Here is a 21,590-nt window from a genome sequence, read left to right on the forward strand (position 1 = left end):
GGATTAGACCTCTACTGAGCTTCCGTCCCAACGACGAAACTCCATCGTCTCATCACCAGGGCCATATTGCTGCGAACTCAAAACATCGTCTGCCGGATCATCTGTGACCCAGGCATCCGCGACGGAGCCTCCTATGCGCTTCAGCGCAATGATACTCTTGCCGCTGATCAGATCGGCGACGAAGTCGCCGATGGCAGCTTCCTCGTCCTTGCCTGAAAGACTGGCAAGGATGCTGCCGTGCGTGTGCCAGGAGAATCCGTCGAACCCCAGCGTCCAGTCCCCGTCGGGACATATGACCAGCAATCGAAGCTGCCCATCCGGGCTCGTATACTCGCCGACAGGCACGATCGACTCCGGCCAGAAAAAGCTCAAGCCGTAATATGATGCCTATCCTGCCAAATCAATAACCTCGCAGGTAACGCCGATTTCACGTTGCGGAAAATCAGCCTGCCACGTCGCGCAGATCTGGCAGCAGCGGCGTGGTCGGATTGACCGGCACGTTCCAGATTTCCTCGGCATATTCGCGGATGGTGCGGTCCGAGGAGAACCAGGCCATGCGCGCGACATTGAGAATGGAGGCGCGCGTCCAGGCCGGCGCCACCTGCCAGCGTGCGTCGACGCTGCGCTGCGCTTCGTAATAGGAATCGAAATCGGCGCTGACCATGTAGTGGTCGAGATAGCGCAGCGCGTGCGCGATCGATTCGAAGCGGCCGGGATCGCCGGGCGAGAACTCGCCGGTGCCGATCGCATTGATGGCGCGCTGGAGCTTTGGCGAATTGCGGATCACGTCGGAGGCATCCAGCCCCTGCTTGCGGCGGATCATCACGTCGCCGGACTCCATGCCGAAGATCGCGATATTCTCCGCGCCGACATGGTCGCGGATCTCGATGTTGGCGCCGTCGAGCGTGCCGATGGTGAGCGCGCCGTTCAGCGACAGCTTCATGTTGCCGGTGCCGGAGGCCTCCATGCCGGCGGTCGAGATCTGCTCGGACAAATCGGCCGCGGGAATGATCACCTCCGCAAGGCTGACATTGTAGTCGGGCAGGAAGACGACCTTGAGCTTGCCGCCGATCGCGGGATCGTTGTTGACGACGTCCGCGACGTCGTTGACCAGCTTGATGATCAATTTTGCGTAGCGATAGCTCGCCGCCGCCTTGCCGGCGAAGATCTTCACCCGCGGCACCCAGTTGCCGTTGGGATCGTCCTTCATCGCCTGGTACAGCGCCACCGTCTCGATGATGTTGAGGAGCTGGCGCTTGTATTCGTGAATGCGCTTGATCTGCACGTCGAACAGCGCGGTCGGATCGACCTTGATGCCGAGCCGCTCGCCGATCAGGCGCGCCAGCGCGGTCTTGTTGTGAAGCTTGACGCTGCGGAATTTCTTCTGGAATTCGACGTCGCTGGCGCGGGCTTCGATCAGGCTGAGCTGGGTTGGATCGTCGAGCACGACTTCGCCACAGGTCTCGCGCAGCAGGTCGGTCAGCTTCGGATTCGCCAACATCAGCCAGCGGCGGAAGGTGATGCCGTTCGTCTTGTTGGTGATGCGGCCGGGATAGAGATGGTTGAGATCGTGGAACACGGTCTCGCGCATCAGGTCCGAATGCATCGCCGAAACGCCGTTGATGCGGTGCGAGCCGACGAAGGCGAGCTGGCCCATGCGCACGCGGCGTCCGCTCCTCTCGTCGATCAGCGAAACCGAGGCCCGGAAATCGATGTCGCCGGGCGCGCGCGCTTCGGCCAGCGCGAGATGCTGCACGTTGATGCGGTAGATGATCTCGAGATGGCGCGGCAACAGCTGCTCGAACAGTTCGACCGGCCAGGTCTCCAGCGCCTCGGGCAACAGCGTGTGGTTGGTGTAGGACAGCGTCGCGACCGTGATCTTCCAGGCCTCGTCCCAGCGGAAATTGTGCAGGTCGACCAGGATGCGCATCAGCTCGGTGACGGCGAGGCTCGGATGCGTGTCGTTGAGCTGGACCGCGACCTTCATTGCGAGGCTGCGAAGCTGGCCGTCGGAGGTCAGGTGGCGATTGACCAGGTCCTGAAGCGAAGCGGAGACGAAGAAATACTCCTGGCGCAGCCGCAGCTCGCGTCCCGCCGGGCTCTCGTCGTTCGGATAGAGGAATTTGCAGATGGCTTCCGCGCGCGACTGCTCGGCGCTGGCGCTGACATAGTCGCCCTTGTTGAAGGCGTCGAGCTTCAACGGATCGGGCGAGCGTGCCGACCACAGGCGGAGCGCGTTGACGTGCTGGCCGCGCCAGCCGACGATCGGCGTGTCATAGGCGATCGCCTGCACGGTCTCGGCCGGATGCCAGATCGCGCGGTCGCGGCCCTTGTCGTCGACATGCTCGACGCCACCGCCGAAATGGACGTGATAGATCACCTCGGGCCGCTGCAATTCCCAGGGATTGCCGAAGCTCAGCCATTCGTCCGGATATTCCTGCTGCCAGCCCTGATTGATGATCTGGCGGAACAGGCCGTAATCGTAGCGGATGCCGTAGCCGATCGCGGGGATCGAGAGCGTGGCCATGCTCTCCATGAAGCAGGCGGCGAGCCGCCCCAGGCCGCCATTGCCGAGCGCGGCATCCGGCTCGCATTTGCGGAGCTCAGGCAGCGACACGCCGAGATCGCCGAGCGCGACCTCGAAGATCTTGAGCAGCCCCATGTTGTTCAGCGCGTCGGTGAAGAGACGGCCGATCAGGAATTCGAGCGAGAGATAATAGACGCGCTTGCGTCCCGCATCGTAGCTGTGCTTCTCGGCCGTGAGCCAGCGATGCACGATGCGGTCGCGCAGCGCGAGCGCTGCGGCCTGGTACCAGTCGTGCTTGGTGGCCATGCCCGCATCCTTGCCGATGGCAAGGCGCAGCTTCGCCAGGATCGCGCCCTTGACGTCAGCCAGCGCGAGCTCGTCGATGGGCTGGCCGGAGGCCGGAAAACTTGGCTGGAACGATTGATCTTGCAAGGCCGTCACTTCCTGGTCGCGAGAACACCACTAACTCTACGCGTCTTGCCCCTGCACCGGAACCATCCCTGGCGCGGCCGTGCACTGCGCTGGCGTAAATTTATGCAAGGAACGGGCCGATTTGGGAACCCGGAAGCGTACGGAGAGATGCGGATTCGGTGCTAGATTGAGGGCAGATTCAGCCATCAGTGTGGAGGAAACGTCCATGAGACTGCTGATCGAAATCGCCGCCGCGGCCTTCCTCGTCGTCTGCATCACCGCCTCCAGCGCCGCCTTTGCCGCCGGCAAGACGAGTCGCAGTGCCGACGGCATGAGCTGCGGCTTCAGCGTTCCGGAAAATGCGTCTCCCGCGGTGCGCTGCGCCGCCATCAAGCGCCAATGCGGTGGCAAGTTCTACGCGAATGCGTGCGGGGACAGGCTGGTGTCGGCAGCGAATTGAGGAGCGGGTCGCTGGATTCGCCGCGCGTGAAGGTGCTGCGCGCTATCTGACTACGCCCGACGTGAAGCCCGCCTTGCGGCGCGGCGGCTTGATTTCCTTTTTCAGGAAGCAGCGCGCTTCACGCCCGGTGTAGCCGGGACGGGCATAGGTGAAGGCGCGGCACTTGTTGTCGGCGATGCAGGCGGCCTTGCAGGCCTCTTCGCCTTCGCCGTCCTTGATCTCGAAATTGCGCAAGTCGCCGCCGGGGCGGTCGATCGACGTTTCAACGCCTTCGATCCGCGGCTCGATCACGCCGGCGCCACGCACACCGGAGATGCAGCAGCTGCCCGGGACACGCGGCGGCACCGTGTTCTTGAGCCAGCACACTGCCGAGCCGCCTTCGACGTCGGGATAGTTGAAGCTCCAGGAGCGGCAGCGGCGGTCACGCTCACACTGCAGCGCGCAATCCTCGGGGTCACCTGACGTCACCGGCGAGCTGAAATAGTCGCCGCCGGGCCGGTCGAACGCCGTCTGGGCGCGCGCAGGCGCGCTCGCAAACACGAGCGCAAGCAACGTGGCGCAGGCCACGACGCTTGCCATGACGGCCCCACGCAGGCGGCCCTTCCCCATTGGAACAGCTTTCGAGTTATTGACGGCGCTCAGGTTTTTTCAGCCGGTCATTTGATCGCCGCAAACCTGTATGGGCGATGAACGGCTCAGGTCCTGGTCGTCGGCCTCTGGCCTAGAACGCGTATTCCGCGTAGGCCGGTTCCACGGAGCCGTTCCAGGCGCCGTTGAACTTCTCCAGCATCTCCTCGGCCGGGGTCCGGCCGGAATCGATGATGCGATCGAGCGGCTCCAGATGCCGGGTTTCGTCGCGGCCGAGCTGGTCGATCCGGCCGCGGCGGCGCAGGCCGGCATGGGCCAGAACGAGGCATTCCTTGGCGATCTCGAACAGATAGCGGTCCTTGATCCGCGCCTTGAAGCCGAACCGCGGCACGTCGTCGCGCAGGGCCTGGCGCTCATGCGCGGTCCAGTGCTTCACGAGGTCCCAGGCGGCATCGAGCGACACATCGTCGTAGAGCAGCCCGGCCCAGAAAGCCGACAGCGCCGGCAGGCGGCCCCACGGGCCACCATCGGAGCCGCGCATCTCGAGATAGCGCTTGAGGCGCACCTCCGGGAAGATCGTCGAAAGATGATTGGCCCAGTCCGACAGCGTCGGGCGTTCACCGGGCAGATTGTTGTTGCGGCCGTCGAAGAAGGCGCGGAACGAGGAGCCCGAGACGTCGATGTAATCCTCGTCGCGCTTGACGAAATACATGGGCACGTCGAGCGCGTAGTCGACATAGCGCTCGAAACCCATGCCGTCCTCGAATGCCCACGGCATCATGCCCGAACGCGCATTGTCGGTGTCGCGCCAGATCTCGGAGCGGAACGACAGGAAGCCGTTCGGCTTGCCCTCGGTGAACGGCGAATTGGCAAACAGCGCGGTCGCGACCGGCTGCAGCGCGAGCGAGACGCGCAGCTTCTTGACCATGTCGGCTTCGGAGGAGAAGTCGAGATTGGTCTGCACCGTGCAGGTCCGGTACATCATGTCGAGGCCGTATTGGCCGACCTTCGGCATGTAATTGGTCATGATCTTGTAGCGGCCCTTGGGCATCACCGGGATGTCGGCGCGCGACCAGGACGGCGTCATGCCGAGCCCGAGGAAGCCGATGCCGAGCGGGGTCGCGATCTCGCGCACCTGCGCCAGATGCGCCATCAGCTCGCTCTGGGTCTGATGCACGTTCTCGACCGGCGCGCCGGAGAGCTCGAACTGTCCGCCGGGCTCGAGCGAGATGGCGCCGCCGCCGGTGACGTCGTAGAGGCCGATGATGTTGCCCTTCTCCATGATCGGCTCCCAGCCGAGCAGGAGCTTCATGCCTTCGAGCAGCGCGCCGATGCCCCGCGCACCCTCGTAAGGCACCGGACGGTGGCCTTCGAGCGTGAACGGCGTCTTCTCGTGCTCGGTGCCCATGCGGAATTCGGACGGGTCCTTGCAGCCGGCCTCGAACCACGCGACGAGCTCGTCGCGCGACTGCAGCGGCGTCATATCGATCTGGTCTCGCGCCATATCAAACTCTAATCAAAAAGGGCGCTTCGATCGAAGGCGCGCGGGTGACGGGGTGGTCCGCGAACCCAGGGGGTGCACGGACGAGCTGGTGTGCCGCACGATCATCGCGACGGCGTGGTTTCGTTGACGTGGATGGGCGGCAGTTTCATCTCGCCGCACGAGCAGCCGAGACGGTCGAGCAGACCGCTGAGCTTGACGGCATCCGCATCGGACAGTTTCGAGCCGACATACTTTTCGATCGCGGCCGAATAGGCGCCCCACATCCGCTTCTGCAACTCGCGGCCGGCTTCCGTGATCTCCACGAACTGGCCGCGCTTGTCGATCTTGCATTCGCGCCGGGAGGCGAGCCCCTCGTCGACCAGGCGATCGATCAGGCGCGAAGTGGAGTATTGCGGGATCAGCATTTGCCGCTCGAGTTCCACCGGCCGCAGCTCTCCCGAGGGCGCTCGCGACAATTCGAGCAGCGCGTCGTACCAGGCCAGCGGCGGGAACCCCGCCTTCTTCAAGTCCTGCTCGACGCAATCGAGCACGCGGCTCTGCACCCGCATCAGGCGGATCCAGGCCGAAGTTGCCTCGGTCGATGGTTTGCGTTTCATGGTCCCGCTCAAGCTCGTCGTCCCGTCTCTTACCTCACTCAATGCACCTGCATCAATCTTGACTATTGGATGCAAATGCATGTAGGCGTTCCTTCGCCCCAACCAAGCGTCAAGAGAAAGAAATTCCATGAAACTCTATTACTCGCCCGGCGCCTGCTCCCTGTCCCCCCACATCGCGCTCCTGGAAGCCGGCCTGCCCTATGAGCTGGTCAAGGTCGATATCCGGGCCAAGAAGCTCGAAAATGGTGAGGATTATCTGAAGCTGAACCCGAAGGGCCAGGTCCCTGCGCTGGGCCTCGACAGCGGCGAGATCGTGACCGAAGGCCCGGTCATTGTCCAGATGATCGCCGACCAGGCTTCGGCCAAGGCGCTGGCGCCAGCTCACGGCAGCTCCGAGCGCTACAAGCTGCTCGAATGGCTGAACTTCCTCACCTCGGAGGTGCACAAGAGCTTCGGACCGCTGTTCGCGCCGGCGCTGAACGACGAGGCCAAGGCCTTCTTCAGGGATCGCGTCATGGGCAAGCTGACATACATCGACAGCCAGCTCGCCGGCCGCGACTACCTCATGGGAAAGCAGTTCACGGTGGCCGACGGCTATCTCTTCACGATGCTGACCTGGGGCGATCGGATGGAGTTCGACCTCTCGGCCATGCCGAACCTGACCGCCTACAAGGCTCGCGTTGCGGCGCGGCCGCAGGTCCAAGAGGCGCTGAAGAAGGAAGGCCTTGCGCAGGCGAAGTAAGCGCATCGCAAGATGCAACAATCGAAAGGCCGGATCGACGATCCGGCCTTTTTCTTTGTGAACCATTCGATCGGCGGCCACGTCGAAATCGCGGAGCACCTCCATGGGACAGCCGCCGCCATGAACATGATCGTCCTTATGACCGCCGCGGGCGCGCCGCTCGCGATGCTTGGCTTGTCGACGCCGGACCTGCCGCAGCGCAATTGCATCTTCATGATCCATCCGCAGGTCACCTCGGCCGTGTTCGAGAGCAAGGAAGGAAAAATCGTCTTTCCCGATCGGCCGACCGAATATCCGTGCAGCTATGCCAGGAAGAAGGGCGGAACGGACATCGCCTTCACCAACCAGAATGGCTGGCGCTTCGAGGTTCGCATTGGCCGCGGCGATGAAGGCAGCTGGAGAGCGAGTCTTGCCGACGATGCGGTCTCGGGCCGGGCGTTCTCGCCGCTCGGAGACCGCAAATAAAACGGGCCGGATCGTCGATCCGGCCCGTTTTATTTGCCCTGGGGCGGGCTGGGCGCGAACCCATCTCGCCGGATCATCGTACCTATCATTAGACTTATGAACTACTGTTCGCCGAATGTAAGTAGTGCTGTCTTGTCAGTACCCGTAAAGCGCGCGAGCTTGGCGGAATTGTTAGAGGATTATTTCATCGGAGCCGAACTTGACGATTGCCTTGGTCCTGATCGTCGCAAGTGCATTGGTGGGAATAGCGACAGGTTATGTTTTCAGGATCTGGGCGCTGATATTGATTGCGCCGGCGATCGCAGTTTTCTCGGCAATCATTCTTCGCGCTTACGGATTCGGCATGATGGCGGGTGTGACCGTCATCGCCATCTGTCTTGCCGTCTGCCAGCTCGCCTACTTCGCGGCGGCCTACCTGCTGCACGCGCGGGCGGTCTCAGCCCATGACGAAGTCGACGGCGAGCCAGGCGAGGGAAGCCAGCATAAAATCCGCCGCCAGCACAAGTAACGCCAAAGCGGCCCAAAGCATCGGCCCCTTGCGGCGCAGGCGCGCCGGCTTCTGTTGCGGCGAGAGGCGGCCAGTTGTGGGTCCAACAGCATATTTCGCGGTGAGATCGCGACCGAGCGCGGTCTTCCGCAGCACCAAAGAGTTCATCAAGGATACTTTCTTATTTTGTCTTCAACCTGCCGATGGCTCGGCAAGTGTCCCAACCGGATTCGGAACCCTGACCCGGAGCAAGACTAGTGCCAGGGCCGAGCAAAAGAACGGCGCCGCTTCGACACGCCTATGACAATTGCGCGACACCACGGCAGCGGGGGACTCTGACACGGGTCCTACGCGAATTCTGTGATTGGTTCCACAAGCCGGGAACAAATCTGACGCAACCGTGATGACGTCTTCCCAAACAAAAAGGCCGGATCGACGATCCGGCCTTTCTTCTCAAATGATCTTGGGTGGTCAGGCTGCAGCCTTCTTCGGCGCGAATCGGCCGTAGAAGGTTTCTCCCTTCGCGGCCATCTCCTCGAGAAGCTTCGGCGGGGTGAAGCGCGAGCCGTACTTCGCCTCCAGCGTGTGGCAGAGCTCGACAAATTTCTTCGTGCCCATGAAGTCGATGTAGGACAGCGTGCCGCCGGTGAACGGCGCGAAGCCGAAGCCGAGGATCGAGCCGACATCCGCCTCGCGCGGGTCGGTGATGACGTGGTCCTCGACCGTGCGCGCGGCTTCCACCGCCTGCACCACCAGGAAGCGCTGCTTCAGCTCCTCGATGTCGAGCGTGTCGGGATCGAGCTGCTTCGGCTGCAGCGCCGAGAGGCCCGGCCACAGGCTCTTCTGGCCCTTGCCCTTCTCGGGGTAGTCGTAGAAGCCCTTGCTGTTCTTGCGGCCGAGACGGCCCTGCTTCTCGACCATCTCCACCATCAGCTTCTTCTGATCGGGGTTGATGGCGTTCGGGCCGAGATCGGCTTCCGTCGCCTTCATGATCTTGAGCCCGAGGTCGAGTGCGACTTCGTCCGAGAGCGAGAGCGGACCGACCGGCATGCCGGCCATCTTGGCGCAGTTCTCGATCATCGCCGGCGGCACGCCTTCGAGGAACATCTCGTTGCCTTCGGCGACGTAGCGGCCGACGCAGCGATTGGCGAAGAAGCCGCGGCTGTCGTTGACGACGATCGGCGTCTTGCCGATCTGCCGGACGTAATCGAGCGCGGTCGCGAGCGCGAGGTCGCCGGTGTTCTTGCCCTTGATGATCTCGACCAGCATCATCTTCTCGACCGGCGAGAAGAAGTGGATGCCGACGAATTTGCCCTGGTCCTTGAAGCCCTCGGCCAGCGAGGTGATCGGCAGCGTCGAGGTGTTCGACGCGAAGATCACGTCCGGCTTCATATGCTCCTGCGCCTTCGCGAAGGTATCAGCCTTGACCTTGCGATCCTCGAACACGGCCTCGATGACGAGGTCGACGTCCTTGAGTGCAGCATAATCGGCAGTCGGCGTAATGCGCGCGAGCAGCGCGTCGGCGTCACCGGGCTTGGCGCGGCCCTTCTTGATCTGCTCCTCGATCACCTTCTGAGCATGCGCCTTGCCCTTGTCGGCACTCTCCTGGTCGCGGTCGATCAGGACGACGTCGAGACCGGCGCGGGCCGAGACGTAGCCGACGCTCGCACCCATGAAGCCGGCGCCGATCACCGCGATCTTCTTCACCTTGGTCGGGGCTACGTCCTTCGGGCGGCGCGCGCCCTTGTTCAGCTCCTGCATCGACAGGAACAGGCTGCGGATCATCGCGGCTGCTTCCTTCGAACGCAGCACCGAGGTGAAGTAGCGCGACTCGACGCGCAGCGCGGCGTCGATCGGCAACTGCAGGCCTTCATAGACGCAGCTCATGATCGCGCGCGCGGCCGGATAATTGTCGTAGGTCTCCCGGCGATAGATCGCGTTGCCAGCCGGGAACATCATCATGCCGGCCTTGGAGAACACCGGACCGCCCGGCAGCTTGAAGCCCTTCTCGTCCCAGGGCGCGACCGCCTTGCCGCCACCCTTGATCCAGTCCTTCGCCGCCTTGACGAGGTCGCCTGCGGGAACGATGGCGTGAATCAGATTAAGCGCCTTGGCCTTCTCGACCGTGACCGGATCGCCCTTGAGCAGGATCGTCATCGCGTCCTGCGGCGGCACCAGGCGCGGCACGCGCTGCGTGCCGCCGGCGCCGGGGAACAGGCCGACCTTGACCTCGGGCAGGCCGAGGCGCGTCTTGGGATTTTCCGCCGCGACGCGGTAGTGGCAGCACAGCGTGATCTCGAAACCGCCGCCGAGCGCGAGGCCGTTGATCGCGGCCGCCCACGGCTTGCCGGAGGTCTCGATCGAACGCAGCACCTGCGAGAAGCGCCGGCTCTGGTCGAACAGCATCTGGTTTGCGGCGGTCTCGTCCTGCTCCTTCAAGACCTTGGCGTAGGCCTGGTTCATGCCCTCGAGCATCGACAGGTCGGCGCCGGCGCAGAACGCCTCCTTGGCGGAGGTGATGACGACGCCCTTCACGGCGGCGTCGGCCGTGGTTTCCTTGACGATCGCATCGAGCTCGCTGGTCGAGGTCTCGTCGAGCACGTTCATCGAACGGCCCGGGATGTCCCAGGTGACGAGCGCGATGCCGTCGGAATCGGTCTCAACCCTAAAGTTCTTGTAAGCCATGTTGGTTGCTCCTCGGTGCCGCAGCCGATCTCAGGCGCGGCGGTTGACTTGAGATCTCGTAGGATGGGCAAAGGCGCTCTTGCGCCGTGCCCACCATCCTTCGCGGAGACAGCAATGGTGGGCACGCTTCGCTTTGCCCACCCTACGGCAGCTCGTTAGACGCGCTCGATGATGGTCGCGGTGCCCATGCCGCCGCCGATGCACAGCGTCACCAAGGCGGTCGCCTTGTTGGTGCGCTCGAGCTCGTCGAGCACGGTGCCCAAAATCATCGCGCCGGTGGCGCCAAGCGGATGGCCGAGTGCGATCGCGCCGCCATTGACGTTGATCTTGGCGTTGTCGATGTCGAAGGCCTGGATGTAGCGCAGCACGACGGAGGCGAAGGCTTCGTTGAGCTCGAACAGGTCGATGTCCGACTTCTTCATGCCCGAACGCGCGAACAGCTTCTCGGTGACGTCGACCGGACCGGTCAGCATCATCGCCGGCTCGGAGCCGACATTGGCGAAGGCGCGGATCTTTGCGCGCGGCTTCAGGCCGTACTTGCTACCCGCTTCCTTGCTGCCGAGCAGCACGGCGCCGGCGCCGTCGACGATACCCGACGAGTTGCCGGCGTGGTGCACGTAGTTCACGCGCTCGATTTCCGGGTGCGACTGCACCGCGACGCCGTCAAAGCCGCCCATCTGCGCCATCATCGTGAACGACGGCTGAAGCTGTGCCAGCGACTGCATCGTCGTCGAGGGCCGCATGTGCTCGTCCTTGGCGAGGATGGTGAGGCCGTTGATGTCCTTCACGGGCACGATGGACCTGTTGAACCGGCCCTCGTCCCAGGCCTTGCCGGCGCGCTGCTGGCTCTGCACGGCATAGGCGTCGACGTCGTCGCGCGAGAAGCCGTACTTCGTGGCGATCAGATCGGCCGAGACGCCCTGCGGCATGAAGTAGGCCGGCACCGCCATCGACGGGTCCATCGGCCAGGCGCCACCGGAGGCGCCGATGCCGACGCGGCTCATGGATTCGGCGCCGCCACCGATCACCAGCTCATGCTGGCCGCTCATCACCTGGGCTGCGGCAAAATTCACGGCGTCGAGGCCGGAAGCACAGAAGCGGCTGATCTGCACGCCGGGCACGGCTTCGCCTAGGCCGGCCTTGAGCGCGGCGAAGCGCGCGATATCGCTGCCGGCTTCGCCGACGGGGTCGACCACGCCGAGCACGACGTCGTCGACGGAATCTTCCGGCAAGTTGTTGCGGTCCTTCAGCGCCTTCAGCGGCACGGTGGCGAGCGCGAGCGCCGTCACCTCGTGCAGCGCGCCGTCTGCCTTGCCGCGGCCGCGCGGGGTTCGGACGTGGTCGTAAATATAGGCATCTGCCATGGGAGCCTCCTGATTGCAGTTATTGGTTACGACCGCGGCGCGGTCGGATCATTGGCGAAGCGGGAAGCCTCAGAAAGCTTCCGCCGGCAGTTCCATGATGGTGGCGCAGCCGGCCTGGATGCGCGCGAGATTGGCGGCGGTCTCCGGCAGCATGCGCTCCATGAAGAAGCGGCCGGTGACGAGCTTGGTCGAGAGATAGGGCGTCGCTCCGCTCGCGGCAATCTTCGCCTGCGTCACCTTGGCCATCTTCGCCCACATGTAGCCGAGCGCGACGAAGCCGAAGAGATGCAGGTAATCGGTTGCGGCAGCGCCCGCATTGTCCGGCTTCGCCATCGCGTTCTGCATCAGCCAGGTCGTGGCCTGCTGGAGATGGCCGAGCGAGGCCGAGAGCGGGGTGATGAATGGCTTGAGCGCCTCGTCGCCGCCGTTCTCCTTGGCGAAGGCCATGACCTCGCCGAAGAAGGCCATGATGGCACGGCCGCCGTCGCGCGGCAGCTTGCGGCCGACGAGGTCGAGCGCCTGGATGCCGTTGGCGCCTTCATAGATCATGGCGATGCGGGCATCGCGCACGAACTGCTCCATGCCCTGCTCGGCAATGTAGCCGTGGCCGCCATACATCTGCTGCGCCTGCACCGCGTTGGCAAAGCCGTAATCGGTGAGGAAGCCCTTCAGCACGGGCGTCATCAGGCCCATGTGGTCGTCGGCGGCCTGGCGGTCCTTGGGATCTTCGGAGCGATGGGCGACGTCGCTCTTCAGCGCGGTCCACATCACGAAGGCGCGCGCCGCCTCGTTGAAGGCGCGGATCGAGAGCAGCGTGCGGCGCACGTCGGGATGCACGATGATCGGGTCGGCCTGCTTGTCCGGCGCCTTCACGCCGGTCAGCGAGCGGCCCTGGATGCGCTCGCGGGCATAGGCGACCGCGTTCTGATAGGCGACCTCGGACTGCGCGAGACCCTGAACGGCGACGCCGAGGCGGGCCTCGTTCATCATCACGAACATGCCCTGCATGCCCTTGTTCTCTTCGCCGATCAGCCAGCCGGTGGCGCTGTCGTAGTTCATCACGCAGGTGGAATTGCCGTGAATGCCCATCTTGTGCTCGATCGAGCCGCACACCACGCCGTTGCGTGCGCCGACCGAACCATCGGCATTGACCATGAATTTCGGCACCACGAACAGCGACACGCCCTTGATGCCGGCCGGTGCGCCCTCGATGCGGGCGAGCACGAGGTGGATGATGTTGGGGGCGAGGTCATGCTCACCGGCCGAGATGAAGATCTTCGTGCCCGTGATCTTGAAGCTGCCGTCGGGCTGGCGGACCGCCTTGGTGCGGAGCATGCCGAGATCGGTGCCGCAATGCGGCTCGGTCAGGTTCATGGTGCCGGTCCACTCGCCCGCCACCATCTTCGGCACGTAGGTCTGCTTCTGCTCAGGCGAGCCGTGCACGATCAGCGCCGCGGTCGCGCCCATGGTGAGGCCGCCATACATCGAGAACGCCATGTTGGCGGAGATCTGGAATTCGTTGACCGCCTGGCTCAGCGTCACCGGCAGACCCTGGCCGCCGAACTCGGTCGGCGCCGACAGGCCAAGCCAACCGCCCTCTGCCACTTGCTTGAAGGCGTCCTTGAAGCCCTTCGGCGTGGTGACGCTGCCGTCATCGGCGCGCTTGCAGCCTTCGAGATCGCCCACACGATTCAGCGGCTGCAGCACCTCTTCGGCGAGCTTGGCGGCTTCGCCGAGAATGGCTTCGCGCACGTCGCTCGACGCGTCGGAGAAGCCGGCGAGATTGTCGTAGCGATCGATCTGGAAGACGTCGTTGAGCAGGAAGTTCACGTCTTCGACGGGGGCTTTGTAGATCGGCATGATGGTCTCCCGGCAGGCGGTCTGAAGTGATGATGTTGACTTATGATTGAGCGGCGGCCAACTGCTCCGCCATCAGGCGGTGCAGCATGTTGATCGCCTTGAGCGGACGCACCATCACCTTGAAATTGGTGATGCGTCCCTCGGCATCGAAGGTGATGATGTCGACACCGTTGATCTCGATGCCGTCGATGACATTCTTGAATTCGAGCACCGCGCCATTGGCGCTTTTCCACTCGCCGACATAGGTGAAGCCGGGACCGCCGAGCACCTTCTCGGCACTGGCGAGATATTTGAAGGTGATGTCGCGTCCACGCTGCGGCGAATGCACCACGGGGCTTTCGAACACGGCGTCAGGATGGAGCAGGTCCCAGAGCGCGGCGCGGTCGTGGGACTTCATAAAGGCGTACCAGGAATCGAGGCCGGTCATTCTCAGGTGCCTCCCTTAGTCAAAGGCCTTCTTGATCAAAGGCCTTGGCAAAAACGCGAAAACAACCCCATGCACAGTAGCGCGATGGCCGATAAGGGCGGGTCTGAAGCCCGCCTCATATGCACATTGACGCATATGCACCGATGCGCATAAAGTCAAGTCAATTGGTCGGGACCTCGAAATGGAGCTGGTGCCATGGCGCTCGGCGACGCAATCCTCGCATGCCTGACGGAACGTCCGATGACGGGCTACGAGCTCGCCAAGACATTCGATTCCTCGATCGGCTTCTTCTGGAAAGCCGACCACCAGCAAATCTACCGCGAGCTCTCGAAGCTGCGCGACCGCGGCTACATCCAGGGCCGCGAGGTCGTGCAATCGGGCAAGCCCAACAAACTGATTTATACGCTGACTCCCGAGGGCCGAACAGCGCTGCGGCACTGGGCCGCGCGGCCGAGCACACCGCCCTCGATCAAGGACGACCTGCTGGTGCGGCTGCACGCGCTCGACAGCATCGACATCGAGCCCATGCGCACCGATCTGATGGCCCGGCTGGAGCACCACCGCGACCGGCACGAGAATTACGAGCGGATCCTCAAGAAGCGATTTCCCGAGGGCTCGGCGTCGGGCGTGCTCGACCTCGGCAATCTGCTGCTGCTTCAGCTCGGTGCCCGCCACGAGCAGATGGTGGCCGATTTCTGCGAAGAGGCGCTCCAGGCGCTATCGGCGATGAGCGGCAAGGGCGCGGTCGTGCCGCTGGAGGACGGCAAGCGCGAGGGGAAAGGCTAGCTCTTCAGCGCCCTTAGTACTTCGTGACAACAGGCCTATCCCAGTTGAACCGGACATTGACGCCGGCGCGGACGATGTCGTCCGTCAGCCTGACGTCGCGCGTGACGGCGCCGCTGATCGGCGGATCGACATATCGTTTGCTGCCAAAATCGACGTGCACATATTCGAGCTTGAGGGTCACGGCGCCCCAGGTATCGACATAGGCCGCCCATTCACCACCGAGCCCGGCCGCCAGGCCGGTGCGGGTATGGGAGCTGGTGACCTGCACCACTTGGTTGGACACGGTGACCTCGGTACCGGCGAAGGCGATACCGGCCGTGCCATAGATCAGAAACTGATCGAGCGCGTAACCGACACGGCCGCGGAACATATCGATCCATTTTTCCCGCGTGCCGCTCGTCACCCCGACGTTGAAGGGCGGCAGATCCTGCACCTTGCCGTGCTGGTTGGTCCATGACGCGTCGTTCTCGAAGCCGAGCACGGTCTTTTCGATCTGGAAATCGCAGCCGAAGACGCCGCCCGCGACGGCAGCACCGCTGAGATTGAAAGTCCCTGTGATCGTTGGCCCGGAGTCGTCGCCGGCGCGCCGGACATGCTCGCTCTTGCCCCAGTTGCCGCCGCCCTGGATGCCGACATAGCAGCTGGTCCAATTGTATCCCGCGGGCGCCGGTGCCTTCACCGCAGGCGCTGCCGCCGGGGCATCGGCGGCAACAGCATGCGATGCCAGTCCGGCCGCCATCGCGGCCACGAGCAACCTTTTCATGTCAGCCAACAATCCAGTCAGGCAAGAACCCGCCCGTGGATCGGGCCGCTCTCTATCCATTGAGACGTGCGGACCGGGCGCGTGGCGAAATCTTTGTCGGGACGCTGCTTTGGGGCGGGGCCAGCGGCGGCAATCGGGTTCCCGGCGCCCAACTTTAAGACACCGGCAACGCGTTCCTTAACCCGTTATTTACCGTAACAGGAAAAAGTCGGTTTTCGAGGCAGACGACCCGCGCCAAATCCGATTGTCTTCACAACCGGCACGCGTGGGGAGGCTGGAGGCGCCGGGTGGGGCGCCGGAGTCGGAACCGGACAGAGTCATGAATTCGCGCGTATCGTGGAGTGTTGACGGCATCGATCCATCCGTCAGGGAGCGGGCCGAAGCTGCTGCGCGTCGTGCCGGCATGTCACTCAACGATTGGCTGAACTCCACGCTCGGCGAGACGGCCCCGCCGAATTTTCGCGGACCTTACGATCAACGCCAAGAACAACGTCAAGACCAGCGTCAAGAGCAGCGCCAGGATCAGCGCCCGCAACAGATGCCGAGCCAGGAGAGCCGCGACGTCGCCGATATCCACCAGCGGCTCGACGCGATCACCCAGCAGATCGAACGGATTTCAAAGCCCGCGCCGCGCCAAGATGCTTCACGACAGGACGCGTCGCGACCAGACGTCTCGCGCGAGCAGGGCGTCGCGCGCCAGCTCAACGACGCGATCTCGCGGCTCGATGCGCGGCTGTCGCAAATCTCAAAGCCGCAGCAGCCTCAGCGGCCGGCACCGGCTCCGGCACCCGTCGAGACGCGCCAGCGCCAGGCCGATATGGTCGAGCGCGCGGCCGCACAGGTCTATCGCAATTCACCTCCCTTGAGCCCCGCGTCGTTCGACGTTGCCGTCGCCGAGATCACGGCACGGCAGAGCGAGCTCGACGGCTTTACGCCGCGGCAGATGCCGCCACGCGCCGCGCCCTCGATTGCACCGACGGCAGCTCCTTTCGCGCCCCCGATGGCGCCGCCCGCGCCTGCCTATGCGCCGCCGCCCCCGCAGCCGGGGCCGGATTTTTCGTCGCTCGAGCGCCATCTGCTCAAGATCACGAGCCAGATCGAGTCGCTTCAGCGCCCTGACAACACCGAGCAGGCGATCAACGCTTTCCGCAGCGAGCTTGCCGAGATCCGCCACGCCATCACCGAGGCGATGCCGCGCCGCGCGATCGAATCTATCGAGAATGAGATCCGCTCGCTGCACCGTCGCATCGACGAGACCCGCTCGTCCGGGACGGACGGCCAGGTCCTGTCGGGCATCGAGCACGCGTTGTCCGAGATCAAGCAGGTGCTGCGCACGCTGACGCCGGCCGAGCAGCTCACCGGCTATGACGAGGCGATCCGCAACCTCGGCGCCAAGCTCGATCTGATCCTGCGCGCCAATGACGACCCGTCGACGGTGCGCCAGCTCGAAGGCGCGATCTCGGCGCTGCGCGGCATCGTCTCCAACGTCGCCTCCAACGAAGCCCTGGCGCGTCTTTCCGATGACGTGCAGCTGCTGTCCTCCAAGGTCGACCAGGTCACCCGCTCGTCCGGCCCCAGCGACAGCTTTGCGGTACTGGAGCAGCGCATCGCGGCCCTCACCGCCGCGCTGGAAACGCGCGAGCGGCCGCAGCCCACCGAGAGCAGCGAGCATCTCGAAGCCGCGATCCGCGCGCTGTCGGACCGTTTCGACCGCATGCAGGTCGGCAACGATTCCGCGTCGACCTTTGCGCATCTCGAACAGCGGGTCTCGTATCTGCTGGAGCGGATCGAGGCCGCCTCCGATCCGCGCAACGGCAATCTAAGCCGCGTCGAGGACGGGCTGCACGACATCCTGCGGCATCTGGAGCGGCAGCAGGCGACCTATTCCGCCCTCGCCGAAAGCCGCAATTCGGCGCCGTCTGCCGATCCCGGCATGGTCGATCTGGTCAAGCGCGAGCTCTCCGACATCCGCTTCAGCCAGGCCGAGACCAACCGCCGCACCCAGGATTCGCTCGAGGCCGTGCACAGCGCGCTCGGCCATGTCGTCGATCGCCTCTCGATGATCGAGGGTGATCTGCGCGCGGTGCGCACGGCGCCGCCGGCACCCGCACCGCAGCCGATGCCCAGTTCGACGTCCATGTCGATGCCAATGGCCGCGCCCATGGAGCCCCCGCCTGTCGCGCGCGAGCCGTGGCAGCAGCCACAGCAGCAGCCGAAATACGATCCGAAGCCAGAGCTGCAGAACCCGGCCGCCGCGCAACAGCCGCCACAGGGCGCCTTCGTCGCCGCGCCGCGCGAATTCCATGCCGCCGCACCGGCCGCGCCGCCGCCGGTGCCAACCGCACCGCCCGTTCCGCCGCGTGCGATCAGCGAGATCCTCGAGCCGCACACGGCGCCCGCGCGCGCCGCGCTCGCACCGGAATTGCCGCCGGACCATCCGCTCGAGCCGGGCACACGGCCGGGCGGCCGCGTCGCCACGCCCTCGGAGCGCATTGCCGCGTCCGAAAGCGCGATCAGCGAAATCCCCGCCGCGCCGAAAGAGCCGGTGTCGTCGTCGAGCTTTATCGCGGCCGCACGCCGCGCCGCGCAGGCCGCCGCCGCGCAGCCGGAAAAGCCGGCCCGCGGTGCCAAGGCAAGTGCAAAGGCAGCTGCCAAGGCGGCCATCGCAGGCCGCGCCAAGGACACGGGCCAGGAAGGCGGCTCGACCATCACCTCGAAGATCCGCTCGCTGCTGGTCGGCGCCAGCGTGGTCGTGATCGTGCTCGGCACCTTCAAGATGGCGATGAATCTGCTCGATGGCGGCAGCCCGCCGCCGTCACCGCAGGCGATGGAGAATTCGTCGAGCGCGCCCGCGCCGCAGGCTCCGCCGCCGCCGGTCGAGACCAGGCCTGCCACGCCCGAGCAGGTCACGCCGTCGATGACCTCGCCGACGCCGATCGGGAAGCAGTCGCTGAATAATCCCGCGCCCGCTCCCGTGGCAGGGTCGGGCAGCTCGGCTTCGGTCGAAATCCCGCCGGTCCCCGCGACGCCACCACCGCCTGCGGCGAGCAACGACGTCACCGGCGCGCTGTCGGGCGCGAGCCGCGCGAGGCTCGGTATGATCCAGGTGCCGCCGAGCGAGAAGCTCCCTGACGGCATCGGCGGTCCGGTGCTGCGCACCGCCGCGATGAAGGGCGATGCGACCGCGGCCTACGAGATCGGCGTGCGCTTTGCCGAGGGCAAGGGCGTCGCTGCGAATTACGATGAAGCCGCCAAATGGTACGACCGCGCGGCGCAGGCCGGCGTGGTGCCCGCGACCTTCCGCCTCGGCACGCTCTATGAGAAGGGCCTCGGGGTGAAGAAGGACGCCGACATCGCCCGCCGCTACTACACGCAGGCCGCCGAGCGCGGGAACGCCAAGGCGATGCACAATCTCGCGGTGCTCGACGCCGATGGCGGCGGACGCGGCGCCAATTACAAGAGCGCGGCGCAGTGGTTCCGCAAGGCCGCCGATCGCGGCGTCGCCGACAGCCAGTTCAACCTCGGCATCCTCTATGCCCGCGGTATCGGCGTGGAGCAGAACCTCGCCGAATCCTACAAATGGTTCACTCTCGCAGCCGCCCAGGGTGACGCGGATGCGTCCGGCAAGCGCGACGACGTCGCCAAGCGGCTCGATCCGCAGTCGCTCGCCGCCGCCAAGCTCGCGATCCAGACTTTCAGCGCCGAGCCGCAGCCTGACGATGCCGTCAATGTTCCTGCCCCGAACGGCGGCTGGGACAGCGCGCCGCAGGCAAACGCAAAGCCCGCGCCGAAGCCGGTCGCGACCAAGCGCTCGGCCTCGGCGGCGCACTAAAGCGCACTCTCACTCCTCATGGTGAGGAGCGCGCCCTGGCGCGCGTAGCGGACGATGCTTCGCATCGCCGCGAGAACCATGCAGGCCCCCACCACCGATCCGGGCCTCGCCCTTCGAGACGCCTGCTGCGCAGGCTCCTCAGGGTGAGGGGAGACAGCTCGCGCGCCACGTTCACCACGCCCTAAATTCATGGTCCCGCCCGACAACGAATTCCGCTATTGAAGGGCGCGGCAATCGTTCCGACCGTCCGGCGAGCATTCCCGCGCAATCGATCCATTTCGCCGGAGTGTGGTCCTTCGATGCAGCTCTATCTCCCGATCGCCGATCTGCCGGTCAACATCTTCCTGGTGCTGGCGATGGGTGCGGCGGTTGGCTTCGTCTCCGGCATGTTCGGGATCGGCGGCGGCTTCCTGATGACGCCGCTTCTGATCTTCATCGGGATCACTCCGGCGGTCGCGGTCGCCTCCGTTGCGAGCCACATCGCGGCGTCCTCCTTTTCCGGTGCGTTGTCCTACTGGCGGCGGCGCGCGATCGACCCGGCGCTCGCGAGCGTGTTGTTATGCGGCGGTGTCACCGGCACGGCGCTCGGGGTGTGGTCCTTCACGCAGCTTCGTGCGCTCGGCCAGCTCGATCTGATGATCGCGTTGTCCTACGTGGTGCTGCTCACCACGGTCGGCAGCCTGATGTTCTCCGAGGGCCTGCGCGCCCTGATGCGGACCCGTCGCGGCGCGGTGCCGCCACGGCGCACGCACAGCTGGATCCACGGCCTGCCGCTGAAAATGCGGTTCAAGCGCTCGAAGATCTACCTCTCGGTTATTCCTGTCGTGATCGTCGGCATCGTGATCGGCTTCATCGGCGCCATCATGGGCATCGGCGGCGGCTTCATCCTGGTGCCGATCATGATCTATCTGCTGCGGGTGCCGACTTCGACCGTGATCGGGACCTCGATGGTCCTGACGCTGGTCACGATGCTGTTCGCGACCTTGCTGCACGCGGTGACCAATCACCTCGTCGACGCGGTGCTGGCGCTGATCCTGATGGTCGGCGGCGTCACCGGCGCGCAGTTCGGCGCCCGCGCCGGCCAGAAGATCCGCGGCGAGCAGCTGCGGCTGTTGCTGGGCCTGCTGATCCTTTCGGTCGGCGTCCGCTTCGCCATCGAGCTGGTGATCCGGCCCGAGGATCTCTTCACCATCCGTGAATTGGGAGTGAGCGGATGATGCGCGCAGCTCTCGCAGTCCTTCTCGTCCTGCTGCTGGGCTCAGCCGCGCGTGCCGAGCGACTGATCGTGTCGGTCTCCAACCATCGCGTCACGGTGACGCCGAACTATTCCGGCGAGGAACTGGTGCTGTTCGGCTCGGTCGAGAAGGACGCCTCCACGCCCGCGGATCGAAAGAGCTACGATCTCGTCGTCACCGTGATGGGCCCGCGCGCCGACATGGTCACGCGGCGCAAGGAGCGTACCTTCGGCATCTGGATCAACACCGACTACCGGCAGTTCCTGGCGGTGCCGAGCTATCTCGCGCTGTTCGCCAACCGCCCCTTCGATGTCATCACCTCGCCCGAGATCGCGCGGCGGCAGCAGATCGGGCTCAACAACGTGCTGCTGACCCAACGGGTCAGCGGCGACTATGCCGACGTGGTGCCGAACGATGCGTTCCGCTCGGCCTTCATCCGCCTGCGAACCCAGAAAGGTCTCTATCGCGAGGACCCGAGCGCGGTGACGTTCCTGACACCGACGCTGTTTCGTACCGGCATTCCACTGCCGGAGGAGGTGCCGATCGGCACCTATGAGGTGGAAATCAAGCTGTTCGCGAACGGCGCGTTGGTCACCAAGACCGAGACCGCGTTCGAGATCGTCAAGGTCGGCTTCGAGCAGTTCGTCGCGACCAGCGCGCGGCAGCACGGCCTGATCTACGGCCTCGCGACGGCCGCGATGGCGCTGATGACGGGGTGGATGGCGTCGATCGTGTTTCGGAAGGATTAGCGTCCGTCATTGCGAGGAGCACCACTCTCTCCTCCCGTCATCGCCCGGCTCGACCGGGCGATCCAGTATTCCAGAGGCCTTCGTCGAATAGCTCGCTCTCGCAACGACC

General features: G+C 64.8%; 18 protein-coding genes. 8 read left to right on the forward strand and 10 right to left on the reverse strand.

The features are described from left to right. Window positions 1-3: 3 nt before the first annotated feature. A complete protein-coding gene (locus tag AB7531_RS04395; protein ID WP_245328526.1) occupies window positions 4-372 on the reverse strand; it encodes a hypothetical protein in 369 nt (122 codons plus the stop codon). Window positions 373-442: 70 nt separating this feature from the next. Next, complete coding sequence (locus AB7531_RS04400; RefSeq protein ID WP_063986046.1) at window positions 443-2,959, reverse strand: glycogen/starch/alpha-glucan phosphorylase; 2,517 nt, start codon at window positions 2,957-2,959, stop codon at window positions 443-445. 205 nt (window positions 2,960-3,164) lie between these two features. Here AB7531_RS04400 and AB7531_RS04405 point away from each other — a divergent pair, with 205 nt between their 5' ends. Then, a complete protein-coding gene (locus AB7531_RS04405) occupies window positions 3,165-3,398 on the forward strand; it encodes a hypothetical protein (protein ID WP_063980747.1) in 234 nt (77 codons plus the stop codon). Between the two features lie 42 nt (window positions 3,399-3,440). Here AB7531_RS04405 and AB7531_RS04410 read toward each other — a convergent pair whose 3' ends face one another. The 3 genes from AB7531_RS04410 to AB7531_RS04420 form a co-directional block, all read right to left on the reverse strand. Beyond that, entirely contained in the window at window positions 3,441-4,007 is a 567-nt protein-coding gene (locus AB7531_RS04410) for a PAN domain-containing protein (RefSeq protein WP_063980748.1), read from the reverse strand. Window positions 4,008-4,119: 112 nt separating this feature from the next. Further along, window positions 4,120-5,490, reverse strand: coding sequence for a glutamate--cysteine ligase (locus AB7531_RS04415; RefSeq protein WP_038933719.1), 1,371 nt, complete (start codon window positions 5,488-5,490; stop codon window positions 4,120-4,122). Window positions 5,491-5,591: 101 nt separating this feature from the next. Next, on the reverse strand, window positions 5,592-6,086 hold the full coding sequence (locus AB7531_RS04420) for a MarR family winged helix-turn-helix transcriptional regulator (RefSeq protein WP_038960026.1): 495 nt from the start codon (window positions 6,084-6,086) through the stop codon (window positions 5,592-5,594). Window positions 6,087-6,213: 127 nt separating this feature from the next. Between AB7531_RS04420 and gstA the strand changes: the two genes are divergently transcribed. The 3 genes from gstA (at window position 6,214) to AB7531_RS04435 (ending at window position 7,801) form a co-directional block, all read left to right on the forward strand. Further along, the gene (gene gstA / locus AB7531_RS04425; protein WP_063980749.1) at window positions 6,214-6,828 is read left to right on the forward strand and encodes a glutathione transferase GstA; all 615 of its coding nucleotides are present in this window, start codon (window positions 6,214-6,216) and stop codon (window positions 6,826-6,828) included. A gap of 120 nt (window positions 6,829-6,948) precedes the next feature. Next, window positions 6,949-7,293, forward strand: a complete 345-nt coding sequence (locus tag AB7531_RS04430) for a hypothetical protein (RefSeq protein WP_207794619.1) — start codon at window positions 6,949-6,951, stop codon at window positions 7,291-7,293. 199 nt (window positions 7,294-7,492) lie between these two features. After that, window positions 7,493-7,801, forward strand: coding sequence for a hypothetical protein (locus AB7531_RS04435; RefSeq protein WP_063980751.1), 309 nt, complete (start codon window positions 7,493-7,495; stop codon window positions 7,799-7,801). A gap of 450 nt (window positions 7,802-8,251) precedes the next feature. On the opposite strand, the gene AB7531_RS04440 is transcribed toward AB7531_RS04435, so the two are convergent. The 4 genes from AB7531_RS04440 to AB7531_RS04455 all read right to left on the reverse strand — a co-directional run bounded on the left by AB7531_RS04440 (window position 8,252) and on the right by AB7531_RS04455 (window position 14,116). Continuing rightward, complete coding sequence (locus AB7531_RS04440) at window positions 8,252-10,465, reverse strand: FAD-dependent oxidoreductase (RefSeq protein ID WP_063980752.1); 2,214 nt, start codon at window positions 10,463-10,465, stop codon at window positions 8,252-8,254. Window positions 10,466-10,620: 155 nt separating this feature from the next. Next, window positions 10,621-11,829 (reverse strand): acetyl-CoA C-acetyltransferase, encoded by a 1,209-nt coding sequence (locus AB7531_RS04445; RefSeq protein ID WP_231143818.1) that lies wholly within the window; start codon window positions 11,827-11,829, stop codon window positions 10,621-10,623. Window positions 11,830-11,898: 69 nt separating this feature from the next. Beyond that, complete coding sequence (locus tag AB7531_RS04450) at window positions 11,899-13,689, reverse strand: acyl-CoA dehydrogenase C-terminal domain-containing protein (RefSeq protein WP_063980753.1); 1,791 nt, start codon at window positions 13,687-13,689, stop codon at window positions 11,899-11,901. A gap of 40 nt (window positions 13,690-13,729) precedes the next feature. Further along, window positions 13,730-14,116, reverse strand: a complete 387-nt coding sequence (locus tag AB7531_RS04455; protein WP_063980754.1) for a nuclear transport factor 2 family protein — start codon at window positions 14,114-14,116, stop codon at window positions 13,730-13,732. Between the two features lie 195 nt (window positions 14,117-14,311). Here AB7531_RS04455 and AB7531_RS04460 point away from each other — a divergent pair, with 195 nt between their 5' ends. Beyond that, on the forward strand, window positions 14,312-14,902 hold the full coding sequence (locus AB7531_RS04460) for a PadR family transcriptional regulator (protein ID WP_063980755.1): 591 nt from the start codon (window positions 14,312-14,314) through the stop codon (window positions 14,900-14,902). A gap of 13 nt (window positions 14,903-14,915) precedes the next feature. On the opposite strand, the gene AB7531_RS04465 is transcribed toward AB7531_RS04460, so the two are convergent. Next, window positions 14,916-15,665, reverse strand: coding sequence for an outer membrane protein (locus AB7531_RS04465; RefSeq protein ID WP_063980756.1), 750 nt, complete (start codon window positions 15,663-15,665; stop codon window positions 14,916-14,918). Between the two features lie 319 nt (window positions 15,666-15,984). On the opposite strand from AB7531_RS04465, the gene AB7531_RS04470 reads away from it, so the two are divergent. The 3 genes from AB7531_RS04470 (at window position 15,985) to AB7531_RS04480 (ending at window position 21,481) form a co-directional block, all read left to right on the forward strand. Further along, window positions 15,985-19,497: a hypothetical protein gene (locus AB7531_RS04470; RefSeq protein ID WP_441279907.1), complete on the forward strand. Its 3,513-nt coding sequence runs from the start codon at window positions 15,985-15,987 to the stop codon at window positions 19,495-19,497. Window positions 19,498-19,796: 299 nt separating this feature from the next. Then, window positions 19,797-20,714, forward strand: a complete 918-nt coding sequence (locus AB7531_RS04475; protein ID WP_063980758.1) for a sulfite exporter TauE/SafE family protein — start codon at window positions 19,797-19,799, stop codon at window positions 20,712-20,714. Then, complete coding sequence (locus AB7531_RS04480) at window positions 20,711-21,481, forward strand: TIGR02186 family protein (RefSeq protein WP_063980759.1); 771 nt, start codon at window positions 20,711-20,713, stop codon at window positions 21,479-21,481. Before AB7531_RS04475 ends, AB7531_RS04480 begins: the two co-directional genes overlap by 4 nt. Window positions 21,482-21,590 lie beyond the last annotated feature (109 nt).

This window comes from Bradyrhizobium sp. 63_E2_N1_3 (genome assembly GCF_052076005.1).
GTDB lineage: Bacteria > Pseudomonadota > Alphaproteobacteria > Rhizobiales > Xanthobacteraceae > Bradyrhizobium > Bradyrhizobium barranii.

Excerpts from the sequence above, each read along its gene's own strand:
- AB7531_RS04405 (WP_063980747.1), top strand. The coding sequence starts at position 3,165 with ATGAGACTGCTGATCGAAATCGCCGCCGCGGCCTTCCTCGTCGTCTGC.
- AB7531_RS04410 (WP_063980748.1), bottom strand. The coding sequence starts at position 4,007 with ATGGGGAAGGGCCGCCTGCGTGGGGCCGTCATGGCAAGCGTCGTGGCC.
- AB7531_RS04415 (WP_038933719.1), bottom strand. The coding sequence starts at position 5,490 with ATGGCGCGAGACCAGATCGATATGACGCCGCTGCAGTCGCGCGACGAG.
- AB7531_RS04420 (WP_038960026.1), bottom strand. The coding sequence starts at position 6,086 with ATGAAACGCAAACCATCGACCGAGGCAACTTCGGCCTGGATCCGCCTG.
- gstA (WP_063980749.1), top strand. The coding sequence starts at position 6,214 with ATGAAACTCTATTACTCGCCCGGCGCCTGCTCCCTGTCCCCCCACATC.
- AB7531_RS04430 (WP_207794619.1), top strand. The coding sequence starts at position 6,949 with ATGAACATGATCGTCCTTATGACCGCCGCGGGCGCGCCGCTCGCGATG.
- AB7531_RS04440 (WP_063980752.1), bottom strand. The coding sequence starts at position 10,465 with ATGGCTTACAAGAACTTTAGGGTTGAGACCGATTCCGACGGCATCGCG.
- AB7531_RS04445 (WP_231143818.1), bottom strand. The coding sequence starts at position 11,829 with ATGGCAGATGCCTATATTTACGACCACGTCCGAACCCCGCGCGGCCGC.
- AB7531_RS04450 (WP_063980753.1), bottom strand. The coding sequence starts at position 13,689 with ATGCCGATCTACAAAGCCCCCGTCGAAGACGTGAACTTCCTGCTCAAC.
- AB7531_RS04455 (WP_063980754.1), bottom strand. The coding sequence starts at position 14,116 with ATGACCGGCCTCGATTCCTGGTACGCCTTTATGAAGTCCCACGACCGC.
- AB7531_RS04460 (WP_063980755.1), top strand. The coding sequence starts at position 14,312 with ATGGCGCTCGGCGACGCAATCCTCGCATGCCTGACGGAACGTCCGATG.
- AB7531_RS04465 (WP_063980756.1), bottom strand. The coding sequence starts at position 15,665 with ATGAAAAGGTTGCTCGTGGCCGCGATGGCGGCCGGACTGGCATCGCAT.
- AB7531_RS04470 (WP_441279907.1), top strand. The coding sequence starts at position 15,985 with ATGAATTCGCGCGTATCGTGGAGTGTTGACGGCATCGATCCATCCGTC.
- AB7531_RS04475 (WP_063980758.1), top strand. The coding sequence starts at position 19,797 with ATGCAGCTCTATCTCCCGATCGCCGATCTGCCGGTCAACATCTTCCTG.
- AB7531_RS04480 (WP_063980759.1), top strand. The coding sequence starts at position 20,711 with ATGATGCGCGCAGCTCTCGCAGTCCTTCTCGTCCTGCTGCTGGGCTCA.